The sequence below is a fragment of the Chitinophaga filiformis genome (genome assembly GCF_021646545.1).
GTDB classification, from domain to species: domain Bacteria; phylum Bacteroidota; class Bacteroidia; order Chitinophagales; family Chitinophagaceae; genus Chitinophaga; species Chitinophaga filiformis_A.
In genome coordinates this window covers 222679-241018 of record NZ_JAKIRP010000007.1, presented here as the reverse complement: position 1 = coordinate 241018, position 18340 = coordinate 222679, and the positions used below count along the sequence as shown (strand labels likewise).

The window sequence follows — 18340 nt, the reverse complement described above, 5'->3', positions numbered from 1 at the left end:
GCCATATTTTAGTAGGCGTCCTTTATCACACAGTCAGCAGCGCTGCCTATTTTGGGAATATTTTCTTTATCCATCTGTCTGTCGCCCCATTGTCGCAGGTGATTGATGAAGGGGATCAGTTCCTGGCTGGAAGGTGTCAGTGTATATTCTACACGGGGCGGCATCGTATGATAGACCTCTCTATGCACCAGTCCGTCCTCCTCCAGCTCACGCAAGGTCTGGGTCAGCATCTTTGTCGTGATATCAATAATGCTTTTTCGCAGTTCGCCATACCGTAACACCTTATGTATATGCAAATACCATAGGATGCGGCCTTTATATTTTCCCCCGATCCTCCGGAAAGCAAAATCTACCGCGCAAATGGGTGTGTCAATATTTTTCTTAGCCATTCCTTAGTTTTTTGTCATTGAAAATCAATTATACATACTTTTTGGTATCCAGGATACTTAAAAGTACATACTTGTTTCAAAGATACGCCCCGGATAAATTTGATGTAAATATTCAAAGATGGAAAGAAGAGCTTTATTAAAAACGATGGCTATTATAGGTCTTGGATCTGTTTTGCCGCTACAATCCCTGTTTGCCGGAAAACGTGTTACGCCTGCGGAACGCCCCTATCACCGGTTTCAGCTGGGAGAGCTGGAGCTGATGGTGGTAACGGACGGACATATTGTGATGAGTCCTGTGCAGGAGCACTTTGCCATGGATGCACCGCAGCAGGAAGTAAATCAGTTGCTGGAAAGCAACTTCCGGTCAACGAAGGCTATTGATCTGGGCATGAACATACTGATCGTAAAGAAGGGAAAAGATATTATCCTGATCGATACCGGCGCCGGTTATGGTTTCGGTCCTGATTCCGGCTGGTTGCCTGCTTCACTGAAAGATGCAGGGATTCACGTAAATGACGTTACACAGATCGTAATTACACATGCGCATCCTGATCATATTGGCGGATTGTTTAGCCAGGATAATAAGCTGATATTCCCTAATGCCCAGGTGTATATGTCTTCTATAGAGCACAGGTTCTGGATGTCTGCTAACAAATCTGATTTCTCAAAAAGTAAGTTCGGTAATCAGGAGTTGCTGGCAAGGATCCTGGTATCTACAAAGCAAACGTTGACCGGGTTGAAAGACCGCCTGCATTTATTTGACGACAAAGAGGAGCTGTTTGGCTGTATACGCCTGCAACTGGCAGCTGGCCATACGCCAGGCCATACGCTTGTCAGGATATTCTCGGGGAAAGAAGAGATCGTGCATATCGCAGATCTGCTGCATTCAGATGTGTTGTTGTTCCCTCACCCCGAATGGGGTTTCGACGGAGATACAGATTTCGTTATGGCTGCTGCCACGAGAAGGAAGGTAATGGAGGAGCTGGCAGTTGACCGGACGGCCGTATTTTCGTACCATCTGCCCTGGCCGGGTATAGGGCATATCAAAAAGAAGGCAGATGCTTATGAGTGGGTAGCGGAGACATATGCGTTTCCAGCCTAATGTATACTTTACACCAGACGCGTTGCTGGATATGAACGCGTTTTAGATTCCAACCCCGGGGACATCCTTCCGTTTCCCCGGGGACACCCGCAGACTACGAAGATGTCGCCTGCGGCAGGCTCATCGAAGCGGATGATGCCGTATGTTGGTGTGCCTTTACCATAGCTTTACCCTGCCTTTACCCAGCCTTTGAGCCGGACTTGAGACCATTCCTCACCGAACCTTCCATGGTACCAAAAGGGTACGACTTCGCTTCGACTATAGTACCACTCTATACCTATAGGCGCTATAGTCCTGCATTAGGCCTGCTATTCTATAGCCAGGGCTATAGAATAGTGGCCATAACGCTATAGTAGAGCGCCTATAAGCTATACTCCCCACCGGATTCGTTACGGTACTTCACCCTATTCGTAGGATATTTATGGGATGAACGGCTTTGATGGCCACCAAATTCTTACTATATTGTCCGATAACTCAGCCAGTTACGGAAAACCGGTGTAAAAACTATCAGTGTTGGGGTAATATTATGCTACAAGGAGTATATAATCCACGTTACAGGTACTAAATTTTTCACGTGCAATTGAATCTCGTAAACCAATAAAACAGGATGATGTTAAAAAGAATCGCTTCTATCTTATTGCTATCGTTAGGGGTTAGCGGCGCCTATGCGCAGCAGGGAAACTATTCCCTGATACCCAAACCCGTATCTATGCAGCCGGCCAATGGCAGGTTTGATCTTGGGCCGCAGACGGTCCTGGTAGCGCAGAGTAACGCCGCCAGGAAGAACGCTGAACTGTTCAACGACTTCCTCTTTAACCGTTACGGTATCCGCCTTACCGTGGCCCACGACGCCAAAGGAAAGGCGATCGTACTGGAAGAGCAGAACGATACCACGGAGGCGTACAGCCTGACAGCGGGAAATGACAAGGTAACCATCAAAGGGGGCAATATTGGCTGCTTTTATGGCTTACAATCACTGTTGCAGCTGATCGATGTACAGAATGGCAGCCTGGGGGTACCGGCAGTGGTGATTTCCGATAAACCCGAGTTCGGTTATCGTGGTGTGATGATCGATGTGAGCAGACATTTCTTCTCCCTGGATGAAATGAAGAAGATCGTGGATGTGATGGCTTATTTTAAATTCAACCGGCTGCACTGGCACCTGACGGACGATCAGGGATGGCGCCTGGAGATCAAAAAATATCCTAAGCTCACGCAGGTATCTGCATGGCGCGATTCTACCATCCTGGGACAATACGGCGATTTCAAGCCTTTTGTATACGATGGTGAAAAACATGGCGGCTATTACAGCCAGGAAGAGGCCCGTGAGCTCGTAAAGTATGCGGCTGACCGTAAGATCACTATCCTGCCGGAAATAGAGCTGCCTGGCCATAGTACAGCTGTATTAGCAGCTTATCCGCAGCTGGGTTGTAAAGATACCACCTACCAGGTACCTGGCTACTGGGGCGTACATTATGCTATCTTATGTCCGAAAGAAGAGACTTTCAAATTCCTGGAAGATGTGCTGACGGAAGTAATGGCTATCTTCCCCAGCCAATACATCCACATCGGTGGCGATGAAGTGCCGAAAGAACACTGGCAGCAGTCTAAATTCGCACAGAGTGTGATTGCGAAGCAAAAGCTGAAAGACGAGCATGAGCTGCAGAGTTATTTCATTTCCCGCATTGAAAAGTTCCTTAACAAAAACGGCCGTCGTCTTGTAGGCTGGGATGAGATCCTGGAGGGCGGTTTAGCGCCTAATGCTACTGTAATGAGCTGGAGAGGAGAGAAAGGTGGTATTGCCGCCGCAAGAATGGGACATGACGTGATCATGACGCCTAACAGCCACCTGTATATTGACCACTATCAGGCTAAAGATAAAACTACAGAACCTACCGCAATCGGTGGTTTCCTGACGCTGGAAAGAGTGTATAGCTATCATCCGCGTCCTGATTCCCTGACGCCTGATCAGCAGAAGCTGGTATTAGGTGTACAGGCTAACCTGTGGACAGAGTATATCGGCACTAACAATAAGCTGGAATATATGTTGTTCCCGCGTATACTGGCTTTGTCTGAGATAGCGTGGACGGCAAGGGACAAACAGAATTATGATGAATTCTCTACCAGAAGACTGCCCGCACGTTTGCAGGAACTGGAGCAGATGAAGTATTTCTATCGTATTCCTGAAGCGAAAATCACATTTGCGGCAAATGCCGCTGGCAGAAGGACTGCAGAGATCACGCCTTTCATAGCGAATAGCTTAGTGTATTATACGCTGGATGGTCATAAACCTGATCAGACAGGAAATCTGTATAACGGACCTGTTACACTGGCGGTGCCCGGAGCAAAGCCAATGGTGTTGAATTATATTATTGTAACACCAGGTGGAAGAGTGAGCAACATGTTTAGTGTACCGTTGCAGTAAGGAAAGTAGAGATTGTTTAATTTGATAAAAGGGCAGGATGTCTCATGATGGGGCATCCTGTTTCGTTTATGGGATTCTTTAAATGCGCTCAATATATTTACGGTTGTACACCACTCACAAACACATTGCCGCGCCACGGCGACGTGATTGCCGCGAATAATCTTCACATGAGTAGCATGTAACCAGGATATGACTTGCATATGACCAGCATTAACCTCCGATTATCCTCCGATTTGATCGGAAGATAATCGGAGGTTAATGCTGGTCATATGCAAGTCATATCCTGATCACATACAACCTATACGCAATTTTTTGAGTAGTTGCAATTCAGGAACAGAACATCAACACTTTCGTCAAATGAGTAAAAATTATTGTACATGAAAAGTTAATTTTCATCACTAAAAAACACTTTGCGTAGTTCTACGTAATTTGAGTTTTACGATGGCTCAAAAGTTTTTTATTTCCGAATTATTACATAGTTTTACATTCTCTATGGTAATCGTGTGTAAAGCGTTTGAAGAACTCCTGTATTAACTCAAAATTTAACTCAAAAAAAAGAAGACATTACCCCGAAAGAAAAATCATAACAAAAAGAAGATTCGTTTAACTCTTGATGTGCCGCAGTCGCCGCAACATGTGCATATGGCCAATACACCCTCCCGAAATCCGTAAGCAGAATGCTGCCACAACTGTACCTGAAAACCGTCCACGTTTTCCTCATCAACGTATCGAAAAATCATATATCATTTATCATATCCCGTGTAAACAGCCGCTGGCAATAGCCACCGGACCTGCTTTCCGTGCTTGATAGTAAATAAAATCATCACCATGATTTTCACTGCTTTTAAATTATTAAAAGATCAGTTGGATAGTTATATCCAATCCTTTAACCCTATGGGAAACGACCCCGAAGGTCATGTGGTATTGGATAACGTAGCTACACTGGAAACACCAGACAGGCCTCCGGGCGCAGAAGAACGGATTATCCTGAGCATGGTGAATATAGAGGAAGAAGCGACCCTGAAAAACAGCACACATTTTTACCGGAATGCACAGGGCGTTGCCTATCATAATCCTCCTATCTATCTGAATCTGTACATGCTTGTGTCCGCGCATTATAAGAACTATGAAGATGCGCTGTCAAGGCTTTCTCAGGCTATCCAGTTCTTTCAGGGTAAGAGTAGTTTTAACCTGAAGAACTCACCGAATGAAGCCCTGATCAACAGTGGTCAGGCACCCGACGATCTGCAATTACATTTAGAATTGTTTTCCCTTTCCTTTGAACAACTGAATCATCTATGGGGCGCTCTGGGTGGCAAACAAATGCCCAGCGTACTATATAAAGTAAGACTGGTAAAGATCACAGAGAACAGGATTACAGGACTGGGTACCATTGTGGATCAGATCCAATCAAAAGACAGTATTGCTTTCCCCAAATCATAATAATGGCTTTTCAGATTACATACAGGCGCCTGGCCGTGGTGAATATGTTGCACAGCTTCTACCTCGATAAAGAGGGAAGCACCTACTATAGCCTGTCCCAGGAAGACCAGGAATTCAGATTGGCCGATCTCCTGATGGATAACCGCTACAGCCTGATGGAAAACGTGACGATCAAACCGACACCCGCTACCGAAAAATTACTGAAAGGGCAGCGGATCGTGTATCGTCAAACATCCACCGGACTTGTATTAGGTGTCGCATCTGCACCGGGCCCCAACGGGGCGTTGACAACAGCGGTGCCGGTCAGCGGCCAATTGCGGTTACAGTTTACGATCCGCCTGAAAAACGCTGCTTTGTTATCCCGTAGTAACCTGCGTATTAATCCCGTATTTCCCGCATGCTACTATTTTACGAACGACGATATTACTACCGGTAAATCTTTTCCCTCACTTTCCGCCGCCGTAAAGGAGTTCACGGATGGCCAGGTGTATGAGATGGGAGAGATGGCGATCGTCAACGGTAATGTGTCGCAGGCCATTGCCCGCACTGACAACGCTGCTACCGGCTGGGCAACAACAGATGATCATCATCTCATCAATGAATATGATCGCATCCTGTTGCCGCAAAAGTTTACCTACACGTTCGACCAGCAAGGGATCACACAGGCTGACTTCGTATTGCTGAAAGGAGCAGACGAAATTAAGACATTGCCTTTCCAGCATGCAGATGGCTTGCGGGAAGCGGCCCTCAATTTTACAGGTACACCGGACGGGATCTACACATTGAAGATCTCCGGTAATAACAGCTACGAGCGGAGTTATACGGTTTACCTGCATTCAACGCTTTACCAGCAAGATGTATGGGGTGTGCTCGACCTGGTAATGCATACAAATGATGCCGCATTTGAACTGGTGGATGCAGATGGTTTGCTCAGGACACCATCCGCACCAGTGTTTGAACTGCGCTTCGCCAACAGGGCTACTTACTGGAAATACTATCTGCAGAAAGCAGATCCTCCGGGAGCAGATGGTAACTGGGAGGAAGTACTTCCTGCTCCTCCGGGTATCAAAAAGGTGATCATCAGTAAACAACCGTACCCGCTCATGCAGGCCTACCGAAAGGTGAGCTATGCTGCAGTCAGTCTTCCCAATCCTGACGGCGAAATGATCAGCCGCCAGGGCGACCTGATATGTTCCGAAATTTTACTTCCTAAAATGAAATTATAAATCGATCGATTATGGCAAACACATACTATACACCAGGCGTGTATATTGAAGAGATCTCCAAGTTCCCCCCATCCATCACAGCGGTGGAAACAGCTATTCCTGCATTTATCGGCTTTACAGAGCAGGCTATTGTAGATGGTAAATCAGTAGTGGGTACGCCCGTACGTATCAGCTCACTGCTGGAGTATGAAAACATCTTCGGCGGCCCGCAGAAAGAGGTGAACCTGATCGTTACCATCACTGAAAGTGAGACCTCAGGCAAACGTTATACTGTAAGCTACAATGATGCCGACGGTAAGGGATTGTCCAAACACATCATGTACTATTCCCTGCAGCAGTTCTATGCAAACGGTGGTGGTCCATGTTACATCATTTCCGTAGGACCTTACCTGGACCTGGGTACACCGATCACTGATTCGGACGCATTCATGGATGCACTGACAGAACTGAGAAAACAGGATGAACCTACACTCATTGTTTTCCCTGAAGGCCAGAACCTGCCGAAGGATACTTACAAAACCCTGCTGGAAGCTGCGCTGACACAGTGTTTTGATCTGAAGGACCGTTTTGTGATCATGGACATGTTCGACAGCGGTCTCACATTAAAAACAGAAAGTGCGATCCTGGCAGCGGCAAATGACTTCCGTAATGCGATCTCCCTGAGCGCACCTTACACCAGCTACGGCGCTGTATATTTCCCTAACATCCGCTCTACATTCGACTATGCGTATGACGAAAGTACAGTGACAATCGTAGGTGGAGACGCGCCTAATTTCGGCGGACTAAATAACCTGGATAAGGCGAACGTTAAACTGGCTATCTCCAACTTCTCTATCATTTTACCTCCATCTGCAGCTGTTGCCGGTGTATATGCCCGTGTTGACAATGCACGTGGTGTGTGGAAGGCGCCGGCCAATGAAGGCTTACTGGCAGTATCCGGTGTAACCTGCGATATCAGCGACCAGATCCAGCGTAACCTGAACGTGGACGTGAACGCAGGTAAATCTGTGAACGCTATCCGCTTCTTCGCAGGCAGAGGTATCAAGATCTGGGGTGCACGCACACTGGATGGTAACTCCAACGAATGGCGCTATGTTTCTGTACGCCGCTATTTCAACATGGTGGAAGAATCTACCAAGAAAGCCTCTGAAGGTTTTGTATTTGAACCGAACGACGCTAATACCTGGGTAAAGGTGAAAGCGATGATCGAGAACTTCCTCATTAATCAGTGGCGCTCCGGTGCACTGGCAGGCGCTAAACCTGAGCATGCCTTTTATGTGAAGATCGGCATCAATGAAACCATGACAGCATTTGATATCCTGGAAGGAAGAATGATCGTTGAAATCGGTCTGGCCGTAGTACGTCCTGCTGAATTCATCATCCTGAGATTCAGTCACAAAATGCAGGAATCCTGATCCCTGATCGAACACCCCCAATTGTAATAACTAAATCCCAGAAAATACACCATATATGAGCGACTTTAAACCTCCGGTAGAACAACATCCGGTAGTACAATGTGTACCGCCATCCCCATCCCAGTTTGATCTGCTGATGCAGGAATACGGAGTTACCCTGAAAGAAGAACTGCAGCAACGTTCTGCTAACCTCGAAGCTGAAGTGATTCTGACCAATACTGCCAGCCAGGTAGTATGCGTTGAAAGAAAGATCAACGATAAGTTAGCCCGCGCTGTAAAGGAGTACAACTTCCTCAGCAACTGTGTGACCGTATACACAGGACAGGACCTGGAAGGCCTTACCGCGACTGTAGCACAGGCTCAGACAAAATACACTTCTGTTAAAACCTCTTTTGATGCTGCCGTTACCGCTATCAAAGCCGCCAAGACAAAGGTAGGCCTGGTAAATACACTGGCAGGCAAACTGAAAGACGCTGTGGCAGATTCATGCAACTCAGAAGAGCTGAAACTGATCCGCGAGAACCTTTCTAAAGGAGGCCCCAACAAAAAGAATATCGAAGACAGCGTACAGGAGTTTGTACAGTATGCTGAAAAGATCGTAAACCAGGCCGACGACGTGGCACAGGCAGCTGTAAAAGTAGCAGGTATCAATGCCTTCGTTAATATCGACAACCTGTCTGCGCTGATCGCTACTGCTAAAACTGATGGCGGTAAGCTGATCACCGACGTAGAGAACAACGTTAAAAATTCCCAGAAGAAATATGATGATTCCCGCAAACCACTGGGTGATGCACTCAAGGGTCTCAGCACGGCAAGTACTTCCAAGAACAAAGCATGGGTACTGAAAGATGCTGACGCTGCAACCAGCAAGTTTGTAGAGGATAAAAACTGTAACGGCGGTGGCTGTCAGAAACTGGATGATATTTCAGAGGAAGCAGAAGGCGCATACGAGAATCCTAACTGCGGAACTCCTGGCGAACCACATGAGAACGAAGCATAATAACAGCCCGTTTCACACTATTAAAACACCGTACACAATTTAATCATCATGGCTTCAAATAAAGATACCGTACAACAATACCTGGACCGTCTGAAAAAAGACGTCACAGAGGCGGACCAGGAACTCGTGAACGCCCTCGCACAGGAGGCTTTCAAGAAGAGTGCCCTGGAAAAGAAGACCCGCTGGGCCGACGTCCTGAAAGACCTGCTGGCTACTATCACCGAAACTAACCGTCTCGGTATGATCTACCTGGGTACCCTGGAAAGGACCCGTAAGTACAACGAGAAATCCGGCAAGAATGCACGCCTGTGTATCGATGCTATCAAGATCCTCATCTGCGAAGGCAAGAAACTGCTGGATTGCACCGAGGTACTGAAAGGACAGATCAAGGTACTGACAGACCGTATTGACAACAAGATACCTGACAAGGGCGCCAACTCCATCATGGCAAATCTGGCTGCGCTGAAAACCGCTACAGATGATGCGCTGACAGCTATCAAAGATGCTATCAAGGCATTGCTGGTTACCTATCACGAGGAAGAAGACCTCTGGGGGCTGCTGGCCGGCGAAAAAGGTCTGCTGTTCCAGGTGGTGGGTTCCTACAAATTGATGACCGATGGCAAAAAGCCTGATCTGGAAGATTGCGCTTCCTGCCATCCGCAGAAAACGCCGCTGTTCCCGATGGACGATGAGACCTGCGACTTCTATACCAAAACGAAACGTCAGTACGAAGAGACCCTCGACGAACTGAAAGATCTGCAGAAAGAAGTGGAAGTGGTTTCCTGCAAACGTGAATTTGCACAGGCCCGCAAGACTGCGCTGGACAAAGCATATGCAGCCGCACTGGCAGCAAAGTCCTGTGAAACAGCACCTGCAGCTGCAGCCAGAAGATAATCAAGATTTCAACATTCAATCATAACAGAACAAAATCATTACAATGGCAAATTATCCATTACCCAAGTTTCACTTCCAGGTAGAATGGGGTGGTAAAAACATCGGTTTCACTGAAGTAACCGGCCTCACTGTTGAAACAGAAGCGATAGAATACCGCCATGGCGCCAGTCCTGAATATCACAAGACCAAACAACCTGGTCTGAAGAAATACAGCAACATCACGCTGAAACGCGGCACTTTCCAGTCAGACAACGAGTATTTCGACTGGTGGGAAGAAACCGTGTTCTTCCAGGAACAGAACGGTAAATACCGCAGGAACATTACTATCAGCCTGCTGGACGAAACGCATAAACCTATCATCGTATGGAAGGTGAAGAATGCATGGCCTATCAAGGTACAGTCTGCAGATCTGAAAGCTGACGCCAACGAGATCGCGGTTGAAAGCGTGGAGCTGGTGCATGAAGGTCTGGTGATCGAAAATAAATAATAATGGCAGCAGACGCTAATTATCCTCCTGTAGGGTTTCATTTTAAAGTAGAGTTCCTGTTCGACCCAAAGAGCGAGACCCCGCCATCGGGCAACGATATCTTTTTCCAGTCAGTATCAGGACTCAACTTTCAAATGCAGACAGATACGCTGCGGGAGGGAGGAGAGAACCGCTTTGAGCATGTTATCCCGATGCGCAATAAGTGTACGGATCTCGTACTGCGCCGTGGCATCTTCAAACCGGCAGACTCCACCATCTCGAAGTGGTGTCTGGATGCGTTCAGGAACTTCAGCTTTGCGCCCATTGATCTCGTTGTAAAGCTGCTTAACGACCGGCATGAACCACTCATGACGTGGAAAGTGCACCGTGCGTGGCCCAAGAACTGGAAGGTGGCTGACTTCAATGCGGACAAAGGCGAGGTGGTCATTGAAACATTTGAACTGAATTATAACTATTTCAACGTGGAATAGTAGCTATTTAAAACCAGGCCCCATGCCAGTAGAGATAAGAGAAATGGTCATCAAGGTAGCTGTCGATGAAGCTGCCGGTAACAAAGGTAACACAGGCAGCAGCAATGAACAGCAGGAGGGATCTCCTGATGCCATTATCCGCGCCTGTGTGGAAAAAGTGCTGCAAATCCTGAAAGATCAAAGAGAACGCTGATGGCAACGAAAAAAGAAACGGCGAATGTAGAGAAGATCGTCATCCGGCCCTTCCTCACTCCGAAACAGGACAAATCAGCCGGCGCTGATTTCACCATCCCTATTAACCCGGAAAGTTATGCCCAGTCCTACAAAGTAGAGTCTAAGGATAAACCCACCGGCGGTAACCAGGGGAGCGCTCCGGAATACAAGTTCACCGCACCCGAACAGCTCAAACTGGATTTCACCCTTGACAACACCGGTACCATTGAAGGCAACATCCTGAATGGTACGGAAGTGAGGGACCAGGTGGAACAACTGCTGAATGTCGTGTACAGGATGCAGGGCGAGGCACATAAGCCCGCCATCCTGAAGATCCAGTGGGGGATGTTCACCTTTGACTGCATCCTTGCTACCCTGGATATCAATTATGTGCTTTTTAAGCCCGATGGAGAGCCTTTAAGGGCGAAGGTGAGTGCTTCGTTCACCCAGTATGTTGAGCCCAAAAAACGGGTCGCAAAAGAGGATAAACACTCACCGGACCTTTTCCGTAGTGTCAGGGTGGCTGACGGCGATACATTGCCGCTGCTCTGCTACAAAAGCTACGGAGACCCTGCCCTGTACATGCAGGTAGCTTATTACAATGAACTCGTCAGCGTACGGAGACTGCGTACGGATGATGAACTGGCATTCCCGCCGGTGAAAAACTCCGGCACCCAAAAAACTTCCTGAACATGGCAAACGAAGAAAAGATAGTTGAAGACGAACGGATCATTCCCACACCGGACATGTACGATTACACCAAGATCGACGTGCTGATCAACGGCAACAGGGTGAACGATCCTTCCTTTGACCTGCGTTCAGTGTCTGTCGTGAAGGAAGCGAACCAGATCCCGTACGCGCGGCTCCAGTACCTGGACGGTGATACATCACAGGAAAAATTTGCCCTGAGTGAGGCGGCTGAATTCATTCCTGGCAACAAGATAGAGATACAGGTAGGACGTGACGGGCAACCGGTCAGCGTTTTCAAAGGCGTTATCGTAAAACATGGTATTAAAGCCACTGAAAGCGGTAATGGCACCCTGTATCTCGATTGCAGGGATGAAGCCGTATCACTCACACTGGGCAGGAAGAATAAATATTTCAGCGACACTACCGACAGCGATGCCCTGAAGCAGGTGCTCGGCGGCAAGGCTGGTTCACTGGAACCTACTTCCGTAACACATAAGGAGTTGGTTCAGTTCTATTGTACGGACTGGGACTTTGCCCTGAGCCGTGCAGAAATGAACAGCTGCATCCTGCTTGTGCAGGACGGTAAGGTGAACATGGTGAAACCTGCTTTGAAAGCTCCTTCTATTACGCTGGTGTATGGCGCTACCATCGAGGAGTTCGATGCCGAAATAGACGCCCGTACCCAATGGCAGGAAGTCAGCGCCAGTTCCTGGAGTTATAAGGACCAGGCGGTAAAGGAGAACTCCACAGCAAGCGTGTCTTTCAAGGAGGCGGGCAATCTTTCCGGCAGCACGCTGGCAAAAGCAGTATCGCCTGCCAAACTGGAACTGCGGCACAGCGGCCTGGTAAGCGAGCCTGAACTGAAAGCCTGGACCGAATCTGTGCTCCTGAAAAGCAGGATGTCCAAGATCCGCGGGCGTGCCAAAATAAAAGGTTCGCCAGACACAAAACCAGGCGATACCATTGAGCTGAAAGGACTGGGCAACCGCTTTAACGGCCAGGTATACGTGAGTGGCGTACGTCATGAATACGTGGATGGCATCTGGCAGACCCATTTGCAGTTCGGTATCTCTCCTGAATGGTTCCATCATAAACCTGAACTGATCGAAACACCTGCCGCAGGTATGCTGCCCGCCGTGCATGGTTTGCAGATAGGTGTGGTGGTACAGCTGGAAAGCGATCCTGACGGGGAAGACCGCATACTGGTGAAGATGCCGCTGACAGACAACAACGATAAGGGTACCTGGGCCCGTGTAGCATCGCTGGATGCAGGCAAGGAAAGGGGCTACTTCTTCCGTCCTGAAATAGGCGATGAAGTGATCGTAGGTTTTGTCAATGGTGATCCCCGTTTTGCTGTGGTACTGGGAATGCTGCACAGCAGCAATAAACCGGCCCCTGTACAGGCACAGGATGCAAATCATATCAAGGGGCTTGTAACCCGCAGTAAGATGAAAACCATGTATGACGATGAGAATAAAGTGATGAAGATGGAAACGCCTGCAGGCAATTTCATTGAGCTGAGTGAGAAAGACAAAGCCATCACTATCCAGGATCAGCATGGTAACATGATCAAGATGGAACAAGCCGGTATTACCATCAAGAGTCCTAAAGATATCAAGATGGAAGCTGGCGCTGCTTTCACGCTGAAGGCAGCTACAGACATCAAGATAGAAGGCGCCACCATTTCCGGTAAGGCAAGCACCACGCTCGAACTGAACGGGCAGGCCAAAGCAAAGGTTGCCTCTTCAGCCATGCTGGAACTGACAGGTGGAATGGTGAAGATTAACTAAAAGATTAAACAGATACAAACAATGCCCCCGGCAGCAAGAATATCAGATATGCATGTTTGTCCCATGGTGACAGGAGTAGTGCCACATGTAGGCGGTCCTGTTTCCGGTCCGGGCGTACCTACGGTACTGATAGGTGGCATGCCTGCAGCAACGGTGGGCGACATGCTGGTGTGTACCGGTCCGCCGGACGTCATCGTAAAAGGCTCCGCTACGGTGATGATAGGAGGCAAGCCTGCCGCCCGTATGGGCGATACGACAGCCCATGGCGGCTCCATCGTATTAGGATGTCCGACGGTGATGATAGGAGGTTAACTACTTAAAAGATTTGTATATGCTCGACGCAAAAGATTTTCTGGGCTGCGGCTGGTCTTTTCCACCCACCTTCCGCAAAGACAATGACGACAAAGACTGTTACGCCTTAATGGCCGTAGGGCGGGAGGATATAGAACAAAGCCTTCATATTCTTTTGTCTACCAGCCTGGGTGAGCGGGTGATGCTTCCCCAGTTTGGTTGTAACCTGGCAGATTACCAGTTTGAATCAATGAGCAATACACTGATAGGCTTCATTACAGACCTGGTAACAAATGCCATCCTATACTACGAAGCAAGAATAAAGGCGGATAAGATCACTGTCTCTCAGGCTGACTCCTGGGACGCCATACAGGGATATTTACGCATCAATATTGATTATACCATCAGGGCCACTAATTCCCGGTACAACTATGTATATGACTTCTATATACAGGAAGGCCGTTCAGAAGGAATAAATGCAGCCATAGCAATAAGATAATGAATGCTTCAGAAAACATATCGAATAACCTGGTACGCGATGGTGTAAGCCAGTTGCAGCGTAAAATGGAAGCGCTGTCGACTGATAAAGTGCAGATAGACGAACGTAGTACAGCCCAGTTGCTGGGATTCCTGTACCGCTATGCCAGGTATGTACTTTACTATGATGACACCGACCAGCCATTCCGTAGGGCTGATACACCACTGACGCCGCGCGGGGACTGGCAGGATTTCTTCCGCAGTAATCCGCCTTTCCAGTATGCCGCCATCCAGCAGTTTGATACGGCCGGTTTTGATGCGGCTTATCAGAAGGCAAGGACAGACCTGTCGCAGCAATTGCCGGCAGACCAGTTCTGGTCCATGTTCTTCCGGATACTGGACATGGTCATGCAGCTAAACAGCTGGCATACACAGCTGGACGGCGCTACAGGGCTCAGTGGAATGCTGGGTGCACTGGTACAGTCGGATTTCAGTAAGGCTTTATACCGCCTTATCGCTGTCGCCAATACAATGGTGGATGCAGAAAATCCACTGCCGGAAGAAGCGGTGAACAATATCGCTATCCTGCGGCAGAACAGTGGCTGGAATCTGACGATGGATAAGCTGATCGCTAAAGATGCTTATCTCGTAAGACTGACCAGCTATCCCCGCCGTAAAAGAGAGAAAGTTCTGACACAGCTGGACGAGCTGTTTGTCATCTTCTATAAAGGCATCCTGCAGGTACAGGATTTTGCCGTAAAAGATTTTGATGCGGTACTGAAAGGACAGCAGAAACATCAGCCACATGTGGGGTTGTTGTATGCTTTCCTGGAACTCTTCGCGCAGGTGAAAACGCAGATGAACACCATCGGCCGTCAGCACCTGAACTTCTTTTATGAAGAGGTACTGCGGTTGAAAAAGAAGCCGCTTGCACCTGATCACGTACACCTGGTGGCAGAACTGGCTAAACAGCTACCTGACTATCTGCTGAAGAAAGACACTGCACTGAAGGCAGGTAAAGACGCTACAGGTAAAGATGTCAGCTTCTATACCGAAGAAGATGTGGTCCTGAATAAAGCGAAGGTGAACCAACTGCGTACGCTTTTTAAAGATGATAAGGCAAATGTATATGTGGCCCCTGTTGCGGCCAGTGCCGACGGATTGGGAGAAGGCTTCCGTAACCCGGTTTACAATAGCTGGCCTTTACTGGGTGCAGCTGAGTATGTAAGCAAGAATAATCCGCAGGCGGGTGTTACACATTTTCCTTTTGCTGCCACCGGATTGTTAATCGCTTCACCGGTGCTGTTACTGAAAGAAGGTACGCGTAATGTAACTGTCATCATCGAGCTGTCATCATTGGAAGATAAGGCCGGACAACTAGCCGCCTTACTGGAGAAACCTTTCTATCTGCTGAATGAAGATATTTTGAAAGCTTTCCAGAAGAAGGGTATCGATAAAGGCAGTCTGGCTGGTCTCCGCGCCAAAATGAAGAATGCCGGCATCACTGAGATATGGCTGGAAGATGGTATCGGCGATCGTGATTTTGCCACCTATACGAATATTGGTCCGCAGCAATTGCAGGACGCAAAAGATATTGCACGCAGGAAACTGCTGCAGGTGGATTGTACCACCGAAGAGGGATGGTATGCTGCGCCAGGAGTCACTACAACACTGGTGGATAACAGCAAGCTTACCCTGAACTTTGTACTGGCTGCTGATGCACCTGCGTTGGTCGCTCCCGCGCCTGATGTAGTGAAAGCGACTTATCCGGTAAGCGATCCGCTGCTGCGCATTCTCTTTAATCACAGTCTGCATTATTACCTGGCAGAGAGAGAGGAGCCCTGGTATGATATATTGAGCAAGCTGGTTATTCAGAATACCACTGTCAATGTACATGTCACCAATGTGAAGAACCTCCTGGTCGGTAATGATGAGGGACCGCTTGATCCTAATGGTAAATTCCTTCCTTTCACCAGTATACCTAAAGTAGGCAGTAACTTTTACATAGGTAGTGATGAAGTGTTCAGGAAACGGTTGACGGATCTGAAGCTGCACATGGAGTGGGAGGGATTGCCTGCTAATTTTGCAACACATTACGCTGCCTATAACCTGGGCATTAATAATACTTACTTCACGACCACCCTGGAGCGCCTGAATAACGGTGTCTGGGAAGGTGTTGCCGGTGGCACTGGCATACAGTTGTTCGCGCAGAGTGGCAACGTTTTGCAGCGGCAAAGAGATATCGATATTCCGGAAACGGAAAAGATACCGCTGCTGACACAGTCTGCTCCTTTGCTTCCTTATAGTAATGCGGCACTGTATGGATTCCTGCGCTTCAAGCTCGATAATAGTTTTAAGCATGATGAATATCCCGGCATTCTCGGCACGCAGATGCTGAGGGTGAGCAATATGAAACTGACAGACCTTCAGTCAAGGGCGGGCGGTTTGTTGGCCACTGCTAATGTTACAACTACACAGACAGGGGAGGCTAAGACGCAGGCAGACGGCATTACAAAGGACTCAGCAGATACTGCATTTGGAGAACTGAGAGCAGCCGCGGGCAGTGCAGATGCCTGGGCGGGCGCCACTAAGAGCCTTGCAGAAGGCATGAACACATTCGTAGGTAATGATGAAGGCGCGCTAACCGCCATACCGCTGCCGCCGTATACACCCACTATCAAAGGCTTCTCACTGGAGTATGATGCCACTGCTACCGGTGCTGATATTACGCTGTTGCATCAGTATCCTTACGAAGCCGGCAATTATAAAACCTTGTCTTCAGGTGCTGCCACCAGTTTCATGCCTGTGTATGAAGATGAAGGTACGCTGTATATAGGACTGGAACAGGCAGTGCCAGGTACCAATGTAGCGTTGTTGTTCCAGCTGGCAGAGTTTACTGCGAACCCGGATATCCGCAGGGCCGATATTCAATGGCATTATATGTCAGGTAATGAATGGAAGGCCCTGGAGAAAAATACACAGATCATCAGTGATACCACCAGAGAGATGCTGGTGTCGGGCATTGTAACCATTGCACTGCCGTGGGATGCAGATACTACTCATACGGTATTGCCATCTGGCCTTCACTGGTTACGTATGAGCACACATCAGTATTCCGCAGCTGTATGTGAAGGTGTTGCGGTGATGGCACAAGCTGCAGTAGCGGTGTTCCGGAGTCAGGAGAATGATCCTGCACGTGTGAACACTGCTTTGCCCGCACAAACCATCAGCGGTCTGGTCGTGCCTGATGCGATGATCACGAAGATCACCCAGCCCTATCCGTCTTTCGGTGGCAGGAAGGAAGAAACGGCTGATGAGTTCTATACGCGTGTAAGCGAACGCTTACGCCACAAGGGAAGGGCCATCAATGTTTTCGACTATGAGCGCATCATACTGGATGCATTCCCGAGATCTCCAAGATCAAATGTATTCCGCATAGCAAGATGTGCCGGGATGAACAGGGTAACATCACCCAGCTACAATCGCCCGGATGGGTGACACTGGCCGTGATCCCGCAGATAGAGAATTATCCTGCAGATGAGCGCTTCAGTCCTAAAGTGAGCCGTATCATCCTGGAAAGGGTTAGCGAATATCTGCGTACACGTACCTCGGTATTTGCAAAGGTGCAGGTGATCAACCCGGTATATCAGCCTATCAGCTTTAAGGGTAACATTCGCCTGAGGGCTGGCAGAGACGCGACTTTCTATCAGAAGAAACTGATCAGCGAAGTACAGGCATATCTGTCGCCATGGATCAACAGTGGTTCGCAGAACATCGTATTTGGAGGTACACTCATGATGTCGTCCGTATTACAGTTCATCGAAAACCGTGAATACGTGGACTATGTCACCGACTTCACGATGTTCGTAAAAAGCGGAGGCGTTGATGGGCCGGCGGTAAAAGCTGTTACAGCCGATACGCCATGGTCGGTACTGATAGGCGGCGAACAAACTTATACAATCATTACTAACGATACCTGCAGCGGCGGCAGTCAGCAAGCTGTGTTCAGGATCAAATAAATCATTCAT

The 18340-nt window shown here is 48.3% G+C and carries 17 protein-coding genes; 16 read left to right on the top strand and 1 reads right to left on the bottom strand.

What is annotated here, in order from left to right; all coding sequences use genetic code 11:
• Nucleotides 1–8: 8 nt before the first annotated feature.
• Nucleotides 9–389, bottom strand: coding sequence for a winged helix-turn-helix transcriptional regulator (locus tag L3C95_RS18945; protein ID WP_236389987.1), 381 nt, complete (start codon nt 387–389; stop codon nt 9–11).
• Nucleotides 390–507: 118 nt separating this feature from the next.
• Between L3C95_RS18945 and L3C95_RS18940 the strand changes: the two genes are divergently transcribed.
• The 16 genes from L3C95_RS18940 to L3C95_RS18865 all read left to right on the top strand — a co-directional run bounded on the left by L3C95_RS18940 (nt 508) and on the right by L3C95_RS18865 (nt 18331).
• Nucleotides 508–1491 (top strand): MBL fold metallo-hydrolase, encoded by a 984-nt coding sequence (locus L3C95_RS18940; protein WP_236389985.1) that lies wholly within the window; start codon nt 508–510, stop codon nt 1489–1491.
• A gap of 607 nt (nt 1492–2098) precedes the next feature.
• On the top strand, nt 2099–3916 hold the full coding sequence (locus tag L3C95_RS18935) for a family 20 glycosylhydrolase (RefSeq protein WP_236389984.1): 1818 nt from the start codon (nt 2099–2101) through the stop codon (nt 3914–3916).
• Between the two features lie 828 nt (nt 3917–4744).
• Nucleotides 4745–5359 (top strand): DUF4255 domain-containing protein, encoded by a 615-nt coding sequence (locus tag L3C95_RS18930; protein ID WP_236389982.1) that lies wholly within the window; start codon nt 4745–4747, stop codon nt 5357–5359.
• A 2-nt stretch (nt 5360–5361) separates the two neighbouring features.
• Nucleotides 5362–6585, top strand: a complete 1224-nt coding sequence (locus L3C95_RS18925; protein ID WP_236389980.1) for a hypothetical protein — start codon at nt 5362–5364, stop codon at nt 6583–6585.
• 11 nt (nt 6586–6596) lie between these two features.
• Entirely contained in the window at nt 6597–8000 is a 1404-nt protein-coding gene (locus L3C95_RS18920; protein WP_236389978.1) for a phage tail sheath family protein, read from the top strand.
• 55 nt (nt 8001–8055) lie between these two features.
• Nucleotides 8056–9000 (top strand): hypothetical protein, encoded by a 945-nt coding sequence (locus L3C95_RS18915; protein WP_236389975.1) that lies wholly within the window; start codon nt 8056–8058, stop codon nt 8998–9000.
• Between the two features lie 48 nt (nt 9001–9048).
• Entirely contained in the window at nt 9049–9894 is an 846-nt protein-coding gene (locus L3C95_RS18910; protein WP_236389973.1) for a hypothetical protein, read from the top strand.
• A 43-nt stretch (nt 9895–9937) separates the two neighbouring features.
• The gene (locus L3C95_RS18905; protein WP_089831925.1) at nt 9938–10381 is read left to right on the top strand and encodes a phage tail protein; all 444 of its coding nucleotides are present in this window, start codon (nt 9938–9940) and stop codon (nt 10379–10381) included.
• A 2-nt stretch (nt 10382–10383) separates the two neighbouring features.
• Complete coding sequence (locus L3C95_RS18900) at nt 10384–10851, top strand: phage tail protein (RefSeq protein ID WP_236389972.1); 468 nt, start codon at nt 10384–10386, stop codon at nt 10849–10851.
• Nucleotides 10852–10873: 22 nt separating this feature from the next.
• Nucleotides 10874–11044, top strand: a complete 171-nt coding sequence (locus L3C95_RS18895; protein WP_236389971.1) for a DUF5908 family protein — start codon at nt 10874–10876, stop codon at nt 11042–11044.
• The gene (locus L3C95_RS18890) at nt 11044–11754 is read left to right on the top strand and encodes a CIS tube protein (protein ID WP_236389969.1); all 711 of its coding nucleotides are present in this window, start codon (nt 11044–11046) and stop codon (nt 11752–11754) included. The genes L3C95_RS18895 and L3C95_RS18890 overlap by 1 nt, the downstream gene beginning before the upstream one ends.
• A gap of 2 nt (nt 11755–11756) precedes the next feature.
• Complete coding sequence (vgrG, locus tag L3C95_RS18885) at nt 11757–13544, top strand: type VI secretion system tip protein VgrG (protein ID WP_236389967.1); 1788 nt, start codon at nt 11757–11759, stop codon at nt 13542–13544.
• A 21-nt stretch (nt 13545–13565) separates the two neighbouring features.
• Entirely contained in the window at nt 13566–13856 is a 291-nt protein-coding gene (locus tag L3C95_RS18880) for a PAAR domain-containing protein (protein WP_149696842.1), read from the top strand.
• A 19-nt stretch (nt 13857–13875) separates the two neighbouring features.
• Entirely contained in the window at nt 13876–14334 is a 459-nt protein-coding gene (locus L3C95_RS18875; RefSeq protein WP_236389964.1) for a GPW/gp25 family protein, read from the top strand.
• On the top strand, nt 14334–17810 hold the full coding sequence (locus L3C95_RS18870) for a hypothetical protein (protein WP_236389963.1): 3477 nt from the start codon (nt 14334–14336) through the stop codon (nt 17808–17810). The genes L3C95_RS18875 and L3C95_RS18870 overlap by 1 nt, the downstream gene beginning before the upstream one ends.
• Nucleotides 17756–18331 carry a hypothetical protein gene (locus tag L3C95_RS18865; protein ID WP_236389961.1) on the top strand — a complete coding sequence of 192 codons (576 nt, stop codon included), beginning with the start codon at nt 17756–17758 and terminating at the stop codon, nt 18329–18331. Before L3C95_RS18870 ends, L3C95_RS18865 begins: the two co-directional genes overlap by 55 nt.
• Nucleotides 18332–18340 lie beyond the last annotated feature (9 nt).